10 protein-coding genes are annotated in these 15527 nt (G+C 60.5%); 8 read left to right on the forward strand and 2 right to left on the reverse strand.

Going from position 1 to position 15527, the window contains the following annotated elements:
• Positions 1 to 19: 19 nt before the first annotated feature.
• A complete protein-coding gene (locus QEH54_RS05295) occupies positions 20 to 1045 on the reverse strand; it encodes an NAD-dependent epimerase/dehydratase family protein (RefSeq protein WP_309017597.1) in 1026 nt (341 codons plus the stop codon).
• Between the two features lie 112 nt (positions 1046 to 1157).
• On the opposite strand from QEH54_RS05295, the gene QEH54_RS05300 reads away from it, so the two are divergent.
• The 3 genes from QEH54_RS05300 to QEH54_RS05310 all read left to right on the forward strand — a co-directional run bounded on the left by QEH54_RS05300 (position 1158) and on the right by QEH54_RS05310 (position 5104).
• The gene (locus QEH54_RS05300) at positions 1158 to 1856 is read left to right on the forward strand and encodes a hypothetical protein (protein ID WP_309017598.1); all 699 of its coding nucleotides are present in this window, start codon (positions 1158 to 1160) and stop codon (positions 1854 to 1856) included.
• A gap of 2 nt (positions 1857 to 1858) precedes the next feature.
• Complete coding sequence (locus tag QEH54_RS05305) at positions 1859 to 2173, forward strand: hypothetical protein (RefSeq protein ID WP_309017599.1); 315 nt, start codon at positions 1859 to 1861, stop codon at positions 2171 to 2173.
• 105 nt (positions 2174 to 2278) lie between these two features.
• Complete coding sequence (locus tag QEH54_RS05310) at positions 2279 to 5104, forward strand: insulinase family protein (protein ID WP_309017600.1); 2826 nt, start codon at positions 2279 to 2281, stop codon at positions 5102 to 5104.
• A 90-nt stretch (positions 5105 to 5194) separates the two neighbouring features.
• On the opposite strand, the gene QEH54_RS05315 is transcribed toward QEH54_RS05310, so the two are convergent.
• Positions 5195 to 6886 (reverse strand): Na/Pi cotransporter family protein, encoded by a 1692-nt coding sequence (locus QEH54_RS05315; protein WP_309017601.1) that lies wholly within the window; start codon positions 6884 to 6886, stop codon positions 5195 to 5197.
• A 270-nt stretch (positions 6887 to 7156) separates the two neighbouring features.
• Here QEH54_RS05315 and QEH54_RS05320 point away from each other — a divergent pair, with 270 nt between their 5' ends.
• The 5 genes from QEH54_RS05320 to QEH54_RS05340 all read left to right on the forward strand — a co-directional run bounded on the left by QEH54_RS05320 (position 7157) and on the right by QEH54_RS05340 (position 15443).
• Positions 7157 to 9307: a hypothetical protein gene (locus QEH54_RS05320; RefSeq protein WP_309017602.1), complete on the forward strand. Its 2151-nt coding sequence runs from the start codon at positions 7157 to 7159 to the stop codon at positions 9305 to 9307.
• Positions 9308 to 9640: 333 nt separating this feature from the next.
• The gene (locus QEH54_RS05325) at positions 9641 to 11467 is read left to right on the forward strand and encodes an assimilatory sulfite reductase (NADPH) flavoprotein subunit (protein ID WP_309017603.1); all 1827 of its coding nucleotides are present in this window, start codon (positions 9641 to 9643) and stop codon (positions 11465 to 11467) included.
• A 250-nt stretch (positions 11468 to 11717) separates the two neighbouring features.
• Positions 11718 to 14138 (forward strand): VIT and VWA domain-containing protein, encoded by a 2421-nt coding sequence (locus QEH54_RS05330; protein WP_309017604.1) that lies wholly within the window; start codon positions 11718 to 11720, stop codon positions 14136 to 14138.
• A gap of 69 nt (positions 14139 to 14207) precedes the next feature.
• Entirely contained in the window at positions 14208 to 14825 is a 618-nt protein-coding gene (gene rrtA / locus QEH54_RS05335) for a rhombosortase (protein ID WP_309017605.1), read from the forward strand.
• 9 nt (positions 14826 to 14834) lie between these two features.
• Positions 14835 to 15443, forward strand: a complete 609-nt coding sequence (locus QEH54_RS05340; RefSeq protein ID WP_309017606.1) for a TetR/AcrR family transcriptional regulator — start codon at positions 14835 to 14837, stop codon at positions 15441 to 15443.
• Positions 15444 to 15527 lie beyond the last annotated feature (84 nt).

Below are 15527 nucleotides of genomic sequence, written 5' to 3' on the forward strand. Positions count from 1 at the left end.
TCCGCTGGGACGGCGGACGCTACCTTTCGAGGAGTTCTTGCATGCCTTGGGACATGGAGATGCGGGGGGAGTAGCCGAGGTCGCGTTTGGCGGCGGAGATGTCGAACCAGTGGTCTTTGGCCAGTTCGCTGGCTACGAAGCGGGTCATGAGGGGCTCGCCTTTGAGGCGGAAGGTTTTCCAGATGAACTCCAGGATGGCTCCGGCTCGGCGGGCGGCGGAGAGGCTCATGCGGCTGGAGAGGGGCGGCAGTTCGTGGTTTTCCAAAAGCTCGTTGATCCAGTCCCAGAGGACCACCGGCTCGTCGTTGGAAATGAAATACGCTTTTCCGCCGGGATTGTTTTCCGGGCGATCGAGGGCGATTTCCGCCAGGAGGTGGGCGTCCACCACGTTTTCCACGTGGGTGAGGTCGACGCGGTTTTTTCCATCGCCTACGATGCGCAGGCGGCCGGCTCGGGCTCGGTCCAGCACGCGGGGGATGAGGTTGGGATCGCCCGCTCCCCAGATGAGGTGGGGACGCAGGGCCACGGTTTTCAGATAGCCAGGCGGTTGGTTGTGAGCGGCCAGCACAGCCTTTTCGGCGATGACTTTGGTGGTCGGGTAGGGGCTGGGAATGTCGGTGCCGTAGGGCAGGGACTCGTCTGCTCCGGTCAGGTCCTTGCCATTGTAGACCACGCTGGGAGTGCTGGTGTAGATCAGTTTTTTCACCTCGAAGTCGCGGCAGCCGTTGATGATGGCCTGGGTGCCTTCGACGTTGGCTTTTTGGTAGTCGGCCAGCTTGCCCCACACCCCCACCTTGGCGGCCACGTGGAAAACGGTATCCATGCCTTCGCAGGCGGAGCGGGCTTGGGCGGCGTCGGAAAGGTCGGCGTAGACCATCTCGATGCCCAGGGCTTCGAGATCGGGGCGGCTGCGGCGACAGAGTCCGCGCACGGAGCAGCCCTGGGCGAGCAGACGCTTGGCTAGGCGCAATCCCACGAAGCCGCTAACGCCGGTGACGAGGACGGAGCGGGCAGGCAAAACGGGCGGTTCGGGAAGGTCGGGCATATGCAATGAGGCAGCTTAGGAGAGAGGCGGCGGAGGGAAAGCGGAAAGCGAGGGGAGCGGTGGGAGACGTTTTTATTTGCCCCCGCGGGGGCGTTCGCGCGAGTTCCATAGTGTGAGCGAAAAGCGGCAGCAGCGAGCGTTGGTTTCCCTGACTTTGGTAGGCAAGGTCTGGGGGGAGCTGCGTCGTCTGTCGGCTTTCGACAAGAAGCGCCACACCGTGCCGGACAAGGTGACGCCGGTGACGCAGGGCTTTCTGGAGCGGCTTTGCGAAGAGGAACTGACGGAGGACGCGGAGGAGCTCTTTCAGGCGGCGCGCCAGCAGTTTGGATACAAGCGAAAGGAAATCTCGCTGGACGTGGGGGCTGGCTACGGTCGGCTGGAGTGCAAGGATTTTCTGTTGGAGCTGCGCTATGAGCTGGATGAGGAGGATCCGTCTCGCTACTCGCTGGAGACTAGCGTGACTCCGCTGGCCAGTCGGGATCTGCTGGAGTCGGAGGCCTTCGCTGCGGCGGTGGGGTCGCGCTTCGATCGCTTGCGCTGCGGGCTGAGCGGAAAGGTTTCGGTGGAGTCGGTGATCGACGCGGTGGAAGAGGAGGAAAGCGGCGACCTGTCGGTGGACTATCCTTCGGATTGCCGGCATTGCACGGTGGCCATCGACGGAGTGGCGGCGGAGATTTTTCTCGATGGAGCGATTTTGGAAGTGCGCTTCGGCAAGCTGGTCACAGCGGGCTCCCTGCTGGCGGCCTTCGAGTCGGTGAGCGAGCGCTTCGCCGCGGCGGAGGGCTTGGCGGATCTTTTGGTGAAAGTGTGATCATGGACGAACTGGAAAAGAAAACCAAGGCTTGGGTGGGAGACGCGGTGCTGGCCCTGTATGCCAGAGAGTGGATTTTGGCTCAGACCGACATCGCGGTCGCTGATCGAGCGGCCGTTTTCAAGAGCATGACTAGCAACCAGTTTCTCTCCGCCATGGGGCAGCCTACGCAGGTGGAGGCGGACATCGGCATGGTCTACGAACGCGAGGGGCTGCAGGCCGCCTTTGACTACATGGAGGAGCGGCTGCTGCCGGTATTCAAGAAGCAGCGACGCAACCAGAAGCGCCTCGGAAGCTGGCGCGACAAGATCCGGTGAGGCTATCGCTCCCCGGCTTTTGGGATGACGGGTTCAGCCTAGAGGGAGCAGATGCGTTTACGGGTTGTCTTCTTAGCTCGTTCCCCAATCGTCTAGGCAAATCCCATGCATCGAACACCGTTTACCCAGTTTCTACCCACCATTCTGTTAACCCCGATTCTTCTGATCCTGACGTCTCTTTCCGTCGCTGACGCCGCAGAGAGGTCCCCGTGGCCGATGCTGCCGACTGATCTAAGCCCGCCGGAGGGGCAGATCTGGGGTGAGCTAGAAAACGGATTTCGCTATGCCATCGTGCCGGGATCACTCGATCGTCCCCACATCAGCGTGCGCTTGGTGGTGGGAGCGGGCCTGGCCCACGAAACGAGCGATCAGCGCGGCGCCGCGTTCCTGCTGCAGGAGATGGCCTCGCGCAGTACGCCCCATTTCGATCGCGACGAGCTGCTGGCCTATTTGCTGGAAAACGGCATGCAGGCCCAGGACAAGCCTGCTCGCGTGGCGGAGCTCTTCCATTCCGTCTACGCCTTCGACCTTTTCAATCCGCGCTCAGGCAGCGTGACCGGGGCCATGCGGTACCTGCAGGATGTGGCGGGAAATATGTCGTTCGACTCCGCTGCATTCGAATCGGGAAAGCGCGCCCTGCGCGACGAAGCGAGTCGCTTGGGCGATCGGCTCAAAACTCCGGACGGCGTCACGGAAAGTCTCTTGTATCAGAAAAGCCCTTACGGATCGATGGGGGATGATTATCTGCTGGAGGCCTTGGATCGGCTGACGTTGGAAAAAGTCGAAGCCTACTGGAAGCGCCTCTATCGGCCTGACAACATGACGCTCTACATCACGGGCAACATCGATTCGACGGCGGTCGACGAGCTCGTCCGAGAGCGATTCAGCGGCCTAGTCGGCTCGGTGGACGGGGCGAAGTCCACCGACAAGAGCGGGGGGAAGCTGCGCAGCTCTGGAGATCTGGAAGTCGTCTGGGCAAACGACGCCTTCGCCAGCGTGGCCGCCAGCTACGTTTCCGAACCAGTGGACCTCTATCAGCCCGGCGTCGAGCGGCGCTACTGGGCGTTGGACTTTCTCGGCCGCTACGCTCAGTCCCTCGCGGACAATTCCAAGACCTTCACCCGCGACGCGGTGTCGCTCTTTCGCGATCGCATGGTGGTTTCGCTAACAGGCAGAACCAGCGTGATGCAATTGCAGGAGCGCCTGATATCGATAGACAAGGCGGTGCATCGAGTTCATGAATACGGAATTCTTCCACAGGATCTAGCGGAGCGAAAGGCCAGCTACCTGGCATTGATCGATGGATACGATTTGGAGCTGAGCCGGCGCGACACCGCTGGTTTGCTAGCAGATCGACTGGTGCTCTGCCAGACCAGTCGAGTTCCCTTTCGCAGCGGCGAAGCATTGGAGGCCTACATCCGCTCCGTGATCTCGGCGTTGAGCGTGGAGGAGGTGAAGACCCTGTCCCGGGACGTTTTCAACGTCAAGCGCATGCACTACCTGATAGAGATCCCCAAAGCCCTCGGTCTGTCCGAGCGCGTGATCAGCAAGCGGCTGAAGTCGATGCGAAAAGGATACGACTTCACGTGGGCTCAGGCTGGAGAGATCGATATGGACTGGGGGCTCTCTTCCGGTTTCACGGAGTCGGGCATGGTGGAGTCGTCGAGCCGAATCGAGCTCGGAAAGTATTCGGGGTTTCAATACGTTTTTAAGAATAAGCTGCGCCTCAATATCGTGGAGACGGATACGTTTCCGGGTAAATTCTGGATACGGGTGAGCATCGGGAACGGGCTCTCCGGCTTGGAGCAGGTGACCCCAGGCTTCGATTCCCTCGTGAGGGACGTTTTGCCGAACATGAAGATCGGGCAAGGTCCGCAGGCGCCTGACCTGGTCGAGGTGCTCGAATCGAAGGGGATGACGAGCATCGACTCCGGGGTGAATCTCGAACAGCTGTATTGGACCGCTCGCGGCAGCAAGCCGGAACACGTTTTCGAGTTTCTCTCGGCGCTCACCATCTGGATGGTCACCGGCACGATCGAGGAGGAAGACTTCGACAAGCGGTTGGAGTCGGTCGTATCCGTCGCCACGCGCGATTCGAACCTCGGATACTTCTCGAAAATGGATGAGGCGCTGTTTGGCTCCGACAGCCGGTTGCGTCGCAGCTTTTCGAAGGAAGAGATCGAGTCCTTCAGCTATACGGAGTTCAAGGACTGGCTCAAGAGCGTGCGTGAAACCGGCTACTTGGAGCTCACGGTGGTGGGCGATATCTCGTCCCGGACCGTTTTGAGGGATGTGCGCAAGACCCTTGGATCGGCTCCGGATCGCTCCGGCAAGGTGATCCAGCCGAGGCATGGAAAGCCCGCGGTCCTTCCGGAGCCAGGCGTGCAGCGGATTGAATACGACTCCCTAGGGGAGCGCTCCGTCGCGACGGTGATGTGGCCGATCCCGTATTCGGATACTTGCGACGACGAGGTGATCCGCTCCGTCCTCAAACTGCTTTTCGCAGAGCATGTCGAGCGCTTTGCCGAAGCCCATGCCAAGGAAATCGCTTCGTCTTCGGTCGAGGCCTTGGGGCATCGCATGGTGCCTGGGTCAAGCGCCGTCCGCCTGGAGTTGACCAGCTCTGATGCGAGTTTGGAGCGGCTCAACGAGCTGGCGTTGGAGGCGGGCGCCGGATTCTCGGAGTTCGTAAGCGAAAGGCTGCTCGAAGCGGCGGTGCGTTCCTTCTGGGTCGGCAAGCAGCATATCCTGGATTCGGATACATTGCTGGTGGCGCTTTTCGATCAGTCGCAAGGAAAGCCCAGCGCCTTCAAGTGCTCGATGGAGCAGATCAAGAGCGTGCCGCGCGCCTCGTTCGCCGCGTTTCAGGCTCTGATCGACCGGGTGTTCGCCGAAGAGAACGCTCGGGTGGTCTTGCTGGAGTCCAAGTGATCGCTCGCTGAGCGGTCCAGGTGTTTTTTCTAAAAAAGCCCCTGTCGCGCAGGGCGGCAGGGGCTTCTCCTAGCAAAAGGTAGGCGAGCTTCAGGTATCCGCCTTGGGAAGGCTTTGCATGATGTTGCGAGCGTGGTTGGCGATGCGCTCGAACGTATTCACGATATCGATATACAGCAGTTCCGGCTTAACGTTGTCGGCGGAATCCATCATGCGGTTGACCGAGCGCTTGCGCAGCTCCTTGCGCTTTTCGTTGATGGCTTTTTCGAAGTCGATGGTCATTTCCATGTCGGAGGCTGAGACTTCTTTGGAAAGCTTGGAGCTATAGAGTTCGATGAAGCGCTCGACCAGCTTGCCGAATTGGATGACCTCCTTTTCCGCCACTTCGGTCACCAATCGTTTCTTCTTGTAGCGCCGCACGGCCCGAGAGGTCATGCGGTGGCAGCAGTCTCCGATTTCCTCGAGCTCCGCGGCCACGCGCAGGTAGGAGTAGGCGCGTTGGCGCGTTTCTTCGGAAACTTCGTCGGAGGTGCAGCGGATGAGGTATTCGGTGAGCTCGTTGGTCAGGTCGTTGCTCTCCTTTTCCAGCTTGTCCAGTTCCTTGACTTGGCTGGACATGTCCTTGTCCGGGTTTTCGTAGACCTCGATGAACTTGCGGAACATCTGCTGGGTGAGCCTGCCTAGGCGCTCGGTCGCTCGGGTCGCTTCCTCGAAATTGAGTTCGCCGGTGCCGAGGGTGATGGCCCGCAGGTAGCGGAAGGTGGTCTGGTGCTCGCTGCTCGGACGGTCCTTGACCATGCGCGTCACCAGCTTGGCGATGAAGGGCACGAAGCCGATCAGCAGGCAGATGTTGAAGAGATTGAAAAGGGTGTGGAACAGGGCCAGCTGGGTGGTCAGGGCGCTGTCCTTGAGGATCAGTCCGGGAAGGGCGTCGGAGACCGAACCGTAGACCCAGAGCACGAAGTTGGAGAAGGGATTGATCAGGACCAGCATCCAGGTCACTCCGATCAGGTTGAAGGTCAGGTGGGCCCGGGCGGCTCGCTTGGCGGCGACGTTGGCTGGGATCGCGGCCAGGTAGGCGGTGATGGTGGTGCCGATGTTTTCACCGAGGATGATGGCGGCGCTTTGCTCGAAGTTTAGCCAGCCCAGGCTCGCCATGGTGAGGGTGATGGCCATGGCAGCGGAGGAGGACTGCACGATCACGGTGAGCAAGGTGCCGATGACGATGAAGATGATGATGGAGAAGAAGCCGTATTCGGAGAAGCTGGCGATCCACTGCAGCATCTCGGTGTTGCCTTTGACGTCCGGCACCGAGCCCTTCAGCTCGCTCAGTCCGAGGAAGAGCAGGCCGAAGCCGGTCAGGAAGTTTCCGAAGTTGCGAAACTTCGATCCCTTGAGGAAGCTCAGGGCGACGCCCACCCCGATGATGGGGATGGAGACGGAGCCTAGGCTGAACTTGAAACCGGCGCTCACGATCCACGCGGTGATGGTGGTGCCGAGATTGGCCCCCATGATCACCCCGATGGCCTGAGTTAGGTTGAGCAGTTGGGCGTGCACGAAGCTCACCACCATCACGGTGGTGGCCGAGGAGGACTGCACCAGGCTGGTGATGAACAGACCGGTCAAAACGCCCGCGAAGCGGTTGGTCGTCATGGAGCTCATGATCGACCGCAATCGCTCTCCGGAGAGCTTGAGGATCGACTCGCTCATCAGCTTCATGCCGAAAATGAAAATGCCCAAGGAGCCAAGCACCTGGGCGAGGAGCAGGAATGTGTCGTACATGTCTGGCTATGTGTTTACGGGAGGGAGCGCAGACCATAACGGTCAGCGGGCAAGAGGAGAAGTCAGCCTCGAGAGCGAAGGCAACGAGAAATCGCGCAAAAATGCAGCCCCGGCATCGGGGGGAACGGATCGCCCGCGACGCAAAGTCTTGCTAGTGAATACACGTACGAAACGCGGACGCCAGCCTTGGAAGTGGAATCGTTTCGCGGCCCGGTGGGACGGGACTTGATTTGAGCCAGCCATTGCGCAATGGACTGCTGCTCGAATCGCATGGCAAAAGAAGCTCAGAAATTCGGTACGTTCGGAGGAGTATTCGTCCCTAACATCCTGACGATTCTCGGGGTAATCCTCTTTCTGAGAGCGGGTTGGGTCGTCGGAAACGCCGGCTTGAGCGGGGCCGTCGCGATGCTGCTGCTGGCCAACGGGGTGACCTTTCTCTCCGCGCTTTCCTTGTCCGCCATCGCCACCAACACCAAGGCCCAGGGCGGAGGGGCGTACTTTCTGATCTCGCGCAGCCTCGGCCTGGAGTTTGGCGGATCGATCGGCCTGCCGCTTTATCTGGCCCAGTCGATTTCCGTGGCCTTCTACGTGGTCGGTTTCACCGAGTCGGTGCAGTTTCTGTATCCGGCGTTGGATACGCGTCTGTTTTCCCTCGGCACCTTGGCGGTGATTTTCCTGGTGGCTTGGATCGGGGCCAGCGTGGCGGTGAAGGCCCAGTACCTCATCCTGGCGACGCTGGCGGTCTCGCTGGTGTGCTTCTTCGCCGGGTTTCGCGTGATCGAGGGGTGGGAGGGCAATCTGGAGCCAGCCTACACCGAGGGGCACAGCTTTTGGACCGTCTTCGCCATCTTCTTCCCGGCGGTGACGGGCATCATGTCGGGAGTCAGCATGTCGGGCGATTTGAAGAACCCGACGCGGGCCATTCCCAAGGGCACGCTCTGGGCGGTGGGCGTGGCGTTTGTCATCTACCTCTCCCAGCTGGTTTGGATGGCTGCGGGCCTGGAGCGCGGCGAGCTGGTGGAAAACAAGCTGGCCATGCAGACGCTTTCCATCTGGCCACCCACCATCATCGCCGGACTTTGGGCGGCCACGCTTTCTTCCGCTCTGGCGAGTTTGGTGGCGGCCCCACGTACCTTGCAGGCTCTGGCGAAGGACCGCGTGCTGCCGCGTTTTCTGGCCAAGGGGCATGGCCCGTCCAAGGAGCCGCGCCTGGCCCTGATCCTGAGCGCCTTGGTCGCGTTGGTCTGTGTGTGGGCCGGGGATCTGAACATGATCGCCCCGCTCATCTCCATGTTTTTTCTGGCCACTTACGGAGCGGTGAATCTGGTGGCGGCTCTGGAGAGCTGGACTGGCAACCCCACCTATCGACCGACCTTCCGCGTGCATTGGCTGATCTCGCTGGTGGGGGCGACGGCCTGTTTCGGCATCATGCTGCTGCTCGACCCGCTGGCCACGGCGCTCGCGGTGATCCTGATCGTGGTGACCTACATCGTGTTGACACGCCGCTCCTACCGCACCGCTTGGGGCGACATGCGCAGCGGCTTCTGGTTCGCGGTGGCCCGCATGGGCTTGCTCAAGCTGTACAAGTCCCGCCTGCACCAGCGCAATTGGCGCCCGGCCATCCTGTTGCTGATGAGCAATTTGAAGGAAAATAGCCAGCTGCTGCGCTTCGGTCGCTACCTCGAGGCGAACAAGGGCGTGCTGTTTCTCTCCCACATCATTCTCGGCGATTGGAAAACCTCCGCCGATCGCCAGAAGGCCCTCACCCGGCAGATCGACGACCGCATCCGCGAAGAGCGCATGTCGGCCTTTTCCAAGGTAGTGATCGCCAGGGACTTCGAGCAGGGAATCACCTCTCTGCTGCAAGGGGCGGGACTGGGCAACCTGCAGCCCAACACGCTGATGATCGAGTGGGGCAGCGGCTGGCTGCGCGACAACGACTTTCCTCGCACCGTGCACCAGGCTTTGGAGATGGAGACCAACCTGATCGTCTACTCCAAGGCCAAGCGTCCCGAGGCGCAGCTCTATTCGGTCATCGACGTCTGGTGGTCCGCCCGGGCCAACGGGACCATGATGATCACGCTGGCTCATCTGATGCAAAGCAACCGGGCTTGGCGCGACGCCCGGATCCGCATCCTGCGCATCATTCGCGACGAGAGCGGACGCCAGGCGGCGGAGGAGGGCATGAAGGAGCTGATGAAGGATTCGCGCATCGAGGTGGAGCCGGTGATCGTGGTCTCCGAGGAGCCGCCATTGATGGCGATCGCCAAGGAGAGCCAGCTCTCCACGGCGACCTTCGTAGGCGTGTCGGTGCGCACTTTGGAGGAGGCTGCCGGACCGCTTTCGAGCTACGAACCGCTGGTTTCCAAGATCCAGGGCCACCTCTTTCTGGCCAAGAACTGGCACGACCTGGAGCTTTAGAAGCCGTCGCTTGCGCGCCCGATCGAAGGCCCTGCGACGAATCCGGACTGGAGCCGCTGGCGAAGCGCTTCGCCGCCCTGTTCCTATGGCGTTTTCTTATGCTAAACGGAGCTTTCTGGAACCTGAGCTAATCGTTGAGTCCAATCTGATTCATGTGTTTCTTGGGTACCTATTAGAAGCTTGCCAAACCTCGGCGCGCGCCTTTTTTACTCCCCTCCCTGTCGTTTGTTAGCCATCGTGACTTCATGTCGGCGCAAAACTGGCTTTCGGCAGGATTGTCCTAACCAACTGTGGCGCCAGGTCGCCCCGTCTCACCGACGGTTTTCTACGCTTATGAGCAACACGCCTAATCAAATCGTACCAAGCGATGCTCCCTTTGCTCCGGAGCAGATCGCTGCCTTGAACGCGCTCCTCGGATCGGCGAACGCGCAGCAGGCCGCTTGGCTGAAAGGATTTTTCGCCGGTCTCGCGGCTGGCGAACGTGGTTTCGGGCAAGGCGCCGCCGCGGCCCCGGCCGCCGCAGCGAGCTCCGCTCCCCTGACCATCCTGTTCGGATCGGAGTCGGGCAACGCCGAGGGCTTGGCCGACCGGCTGAAGGAAAGCGCCAGCGAAATCGGCTTCGCGGCCAAGGTGGTGGACATGGCCGAGGCCAAGCTCACCGATCTGCCCAAGGTGGAGAATCTGCTGGTGCTGGTGAGCACCTGGGGGGAAGGCGAGCCGCCTTCGCGAGCGGAGGATTTCTACGACGCGTTCATGGGCGAAAACGCGCCTAAGCTGGAGGGCGTGAACTTTTCCGTGCTCGGTCTCGGCGACAGCTCCTACACCTATTTCAACCAGATGGGCAAGGACTTCGACAAGCGCCTTGAAGCGCTTGGAGCCACTCGTATCCACGATTTCGTGCCCTGCGACGTGGAGTTCGAAGCGGAGTACACCAGCTGGGCCAACGCGGTGCTGGAGAAGCTGAAGGAAATCGCCAAGCCGGTGGCGGGCGCTGCTCCTGTCGGCGGTGGCGTGGCGCCTGCGGCCCCGGCCGCCCCCGCCGTTTCCTACGGCAAGGCCAACCCCTTCCCAGCTCCGTTGCTCAAGAAGATCAATCTCAACGGCACCGGATCCGCCAAGGAAACCATCCACGCGGAGATTTCCCTCGAGGGTTCCGGACTCAGCTACGAGCCAGGCGATGCCTTGGGCGTGGTGCCGCAGAATTCGCCCGATCTCATCGAGGAGTTTCTCAAGACGGCCCGCATCGACGGTCGCGAGAACGTGGCCTTCAAGGAGGAGCTTTCCGTGCCGTTTCAGGATCTGCTTCGCTCCACCTTCGACCTGCGCACCCTCAACACCACCATCCTCAAGCAGTACGCCAAGCAGTGCGACCACAAGAAGCTGCTCGAGCTGGCGGAGGACCGCGAAAAGGCCAAGGAATGGACCTGGGGCCGCGACCTGGTCGACGTGCTCAAGGAGTATCCCTCCTCGCTGCGAGCTGGCGACTGGGTGCGCTTGCTGCGTCCGCTCTCCCCGCGCCTCTACTCGATCGCCTCCTCCATCAAGGCTCATCCGAACGAGGTGCACCTCACGGTGGGTGCCGTACGCTACGAGTCCTTCGGCCGCATGAAAAAAGGCGTCTGCTCGACCTTCATCGCCGATATCTGGGAGGAAGGGGAGACCGCTGGCGTGTATTTCCACCACAACAAGAACTTCAAGCTGCCGCAGGATCCTTCCACCCCCATCATCATGGTCGGCCCCGGCACCGGCATCGCCCCGTTCCGCGCCTTTGTGGAGGAACGGGCCGCCACCGGCGCCACTGGCGAGAACTGGCTCTTCTTTGGCGACCAGCGCTACACCTACGATTTCCTCTACCAGACCGAGTGGCAGGACTACCTCAAGAAGGGCGTGCTCACCAAGATGGACCTGGCTTTCAGCCGCGACCAGCCGGAGAAGATCTACGTGCAGGATCGCATGCGCGAAAACGGCAAGGAGCTCTGGGCCTGGCTCGACAAGGGCGCTTACTTCTACGTCTGCGGCGACGCCTCCCGCATGGCCAAGGACGTGAACCAGGCCCTGATCGACATCGTGGCCGAGCATGGCAACAAGCCGGTCGACGAGGCCGAAGCCTACGTCAAACAAATGACCAAGGAGCGCCGCTACGGACGCGACGTCTACTAGTCCGCTCCAGCGAGCCAACAAGCCTCTCATCTTTCAGCCCGACGCCGTTTTGCGTCGGGCTTTTTCCGTCCGGTCGCTCGCGGCGTGACGGAAAATGTCCGGACAATGGTGAACAATTTGTGTACACCGCGACTGGTCCGCTTGATCGGATAAAAACGTAAATAACTGATTGGTAGTGACTAACGACTAGTCTTAAGCGCTCTGGCGCTAGCTGTGCATTTTCATGAAGCGAACCTCAACCCAAGAGATCATGAAACGTATTCAGCTAGGATTTCCATTTTCATTCGCGGGCCGGGCGGCTTCTTTGCTCGGTCTGCTTACGCTTTCGGCAGCGGCCCAGGCTGCCGGGATCTTGACGCCAGTGAACTCCAGCGACCTGCCGGTCCAGCTGGAATCGCATCACGTGCGCGTGGTGATCAACAACGGCTTCGCTCGCACCGAGGTCGAGCAGACCTTCTTAAATCCGAACGCCTTTCCGATCGAGGCCATCTACCAGGCTCCGGTGCCTGAAAAGGGGGCCTTGTCCGAGCTCACCATTTGGGCGGGTGAGACTGTCCTGCAGGGGGAGGTGGTCTCCAAGGACGAGGCGGATCGCATTTATCAAGAGGAGAAGGAGCAAGGAAACGAGGTGGCGAAAGCCTCTCAGGATGCGTATCAACGCTTCGAATTCATGGTCGCCTCCGTTCCCGCGAAAGGAAGCGCCCGCATGCGCTACGTCTACTACGAGCCGCTTCCCATCGATACCGGGGTGGGGCGCTACACCTATCGGCTGGAGGAAGGCGGCACGGACGAAGCGGCAGCTTCCTTTTGGACGCTCCAGGACTCGGTCAACAAAGACGTCAGTATCGAGGTCCTATTGAAGTCCGCCTGGCCGGTGAGCAAGACGCGAACGCCTCACTTCGCCGGATCGGTTGAAGCGATCGACGAGAGAACGCTTCGCTATACCTATGCCGACGCTGGCGGGCGTCTCGATCAGGACTTCGTTTTCTACTACATGCTGGAGGAAGGACTGCCCGGCAGGTTGGAAATGGTGACGTATCGGGAAACTGATGACAAGCCTGGCGCTTTTATGATGGTGATGACGCCGGGTGTGGATCTGGCCCCGTTGGAGGGCGGGTCGGACTACGTTTTCGCCTTGGATGTTTCGGGCAGCATGAGCGGCAAGCTGCAAACCTTGGTGTCGGGTGTGAAGAAGGCGCTGCAGCAATTGAACGCAAACGATCGATTCAGGATCGTGGCTTTCAACAATCGGGCTTGGGACTTGACGCGCGACTGGATTTCCGCGTCTCCAGAGAACGTCGCCGCCAGCTTGGTCGAGCTCGAATCGCTAGGCGCCAACGGTGGTACCAATGTCTACGACGGCGTGCGCAGGAGCCTCGGGAGCCTGGATTCCGATCGCGTTTCGACGCTGATACTGGTCACCGATGGAGTTACGAACGAAGGCATCGTCGATCCGGCGGCGTTTTACAAGCTGCTGCATGGTCAGGATGTCAGATTTTATGGATACTTGCTGGGCAATAGCAGCAACTGGCCCTTGATGCGTCTGATGTGCGAAGCGAGCGGCGGTGCGTATCGAGCGGTTTCCAACAGCGACGATATCATTGGGGAGATCCTTCTGGCCAAAAACAAGATCGCTTATCAGAGCATGCACCACGCGGAACTTTCGATCGACGGGACACGCGTCTTCGATGTCACCGACTTCAAGATCGGAAAGATCCACTATGGAGACCAGCTGACGCTCTTCGGCAGATACGAGGCGGGGGGCGAGGCTCGAGTGCGTCTCAAGACGAGAATCTCGGGTGAAGAAAGGATCTACGAGACGCATATCACTTTTCCGGATACGGACACTTCGCATCCCGAAATCGAGAGACTGTGGGCGATGGACCAGGTCCAGAAGATCGAGCTCAATGAGATGGCGGGACTCCTTCGGACGGGCGAAGCGAAGGAAGCGGTGAGGAGTCTCGGCGTCGCTTATCAGATTGTGACGAACGAGACCTCGATGATCGCCATGGCGGATGAAAGCTTCGACCGCCATGGAATTCAAAGACGAAACCTGGAACGCGTTTCTCGCGAAGGCGCGGCTCGACAGGTCAACCCGAACGCGAGGGGCGCCCAGCGTGTGGACAGCCCGGCTCAGCCGATGTATCAACAGCGCTCGCACTCGATGGGCGGAGGTGGCTCCGTCGGACCTTGGTTCGCGATCCTTCTAGCGTCCGGCGCCACGCTTCTCCTCTTCTCGCGACGAAAGCCAGCAGGCTCGGCCGGTAGACTTGGGGGGCTCGCCTTGACCCTACTGGCGCTTGGCGCGTACCAGCATGCGGATGCGACCGATAGCGCAGAGCATGCGATGCGGCGCTCGTCGCTCCCGTCGAGCAGCATCGATCGCTCCATCGAGGAGTTCTGGAGCGTGAGCGAAGCGGAGGCCCGTGTCGATGAACCCGCTCCCAGAGCGGCTTTGGTGACGGAGTCCCAGACCGATGGTCGAAGGAGCGAATCAAGTTCTCGAGAATGTAGTGAAAAGAACGATACGATGAGCTTGGATCAGCGTCGTCACACTCGGAGCGATCGTGGACGTTTCGGCCTGACCCTTTTCGATCGGCTGCCGATCATCGGTTTCGTATGGGGAAACGATTCCGAAAACGTCGATGACCGTTTTTCCGGTCGCAAGTGAGACAGCGAAAGCGAGCTCCTGGGGCCGGCTCTCGTCGAACGAGGGGCTGGCCCTTCCGAGATCTGGCTTATGAGATCAATACGTAAAACCGTTCCTTGGGTGACGCTCCTGATGGGTTCGCTGGCCCTGGGGCTCCAGACGCTGGGCGAGGCCCGATTGCAGACTTGGCAATGGAGGAGCGATGCGTGGGCAAGCTCGGAGGTGTGGCGCCTGGTGACGGGTCATCTCTGCCATTGGTCATGGGATCACCTGGTGTGGGATCTGGCCGTGTTCGTCGGTCTGGGAGCTGGATACGAGATTGCGGGAAAACGTATCCACATGTTGCTCATGCTGGCAGGGACCACGCTATTGACGGATGTGTTTCTTCGGTGCTCCGATCGTTTCGATCTCTACCGTGGTCTGTCCGGCTACGCCCTGGCCCTCTTCGTCGGCCTGCTGGCGAAGCTCGTTCGAGGCGGGCTCGAAAGGGGCGATCATGGGCGGCTGGCAATCGGCGTCCTCGGAGCGTTTCTGGTGATCGGGAAGGTCGGATACGAGCTCGCTCTTGGGCAGTCGATGTTCGTTTCCGGCGGGGGCGGGGGATTCCATGTGGCGGTGGAGGCTCACCTGGCAGGAGGGCTCGCGGCGGCCCTGATCGCTTGCTGGCGTCACCTTTTCCTTGACAGCATACCAACTGGTCGGTTTTAGATGTCGCCAATGTCTCCCGTCCGTCAACCAGAGGCCACCCGGGCCAAGATCCTGCAGACCGCCTTCGAGCTGTTCCATCAGCGCACCTTCAGCGGCACTAGCGTAAACGAGATCGTGGAGAAGGCGGGCATCACCAAGGGTGCCCTCTTTCATCATTTCAAGGGCAAGCTGGAACTGGGCTACGCGGTGGTCGACGAACTGCTGCGCGAGGAGATACGCCTGTCCTGGGATGAAAAGCTCAAGAACACCGATGATCCCATCACTCGTCTGCGTGAGATTCTGCGCGGCTTCGCGGACGAAATGAGGGAGTCGCCCGAGATGCTTTGCTGCGGCTGCCCGGTCAACAACCTGACCCAGGAGATGTCCTCCATCGACGACACCTTTCGCCAAAAGCTGCAGACGGTCTACGCGGATTGGATCGGCGCCATCGAAAACGCTCTGCGCATCGGCATCGAAGCGGGAACCGTGCGCAGCGACATTTCTCCAAGCTCGGTAGCCGCCACCATCGTAGCCATTTTCGAAGGGTCGGTCGGCTTGATCAAGGTCCACCAGACGCTGGAGTTCATGGACCACCTCGCCAAAGGCATTCCTGTCTTCCTCGAGGGCCTGCGCCCCTAGGCGGCCTTTTATTTCGTCAACTAACAAACCAACTGGTCGGTACCTTTAGGGGTTGCCGAGCAATCGCCACGCTCAAAATCCAAC

Source organism: Pelagicoccus sp. SDUM812003, from assembly GCF_031127815.1.
GTDB lineage: Bacteria > Verrucomicrobiota > Verrucomicrobiia > Opitutales > Opitutaceae > Pelagicoccus.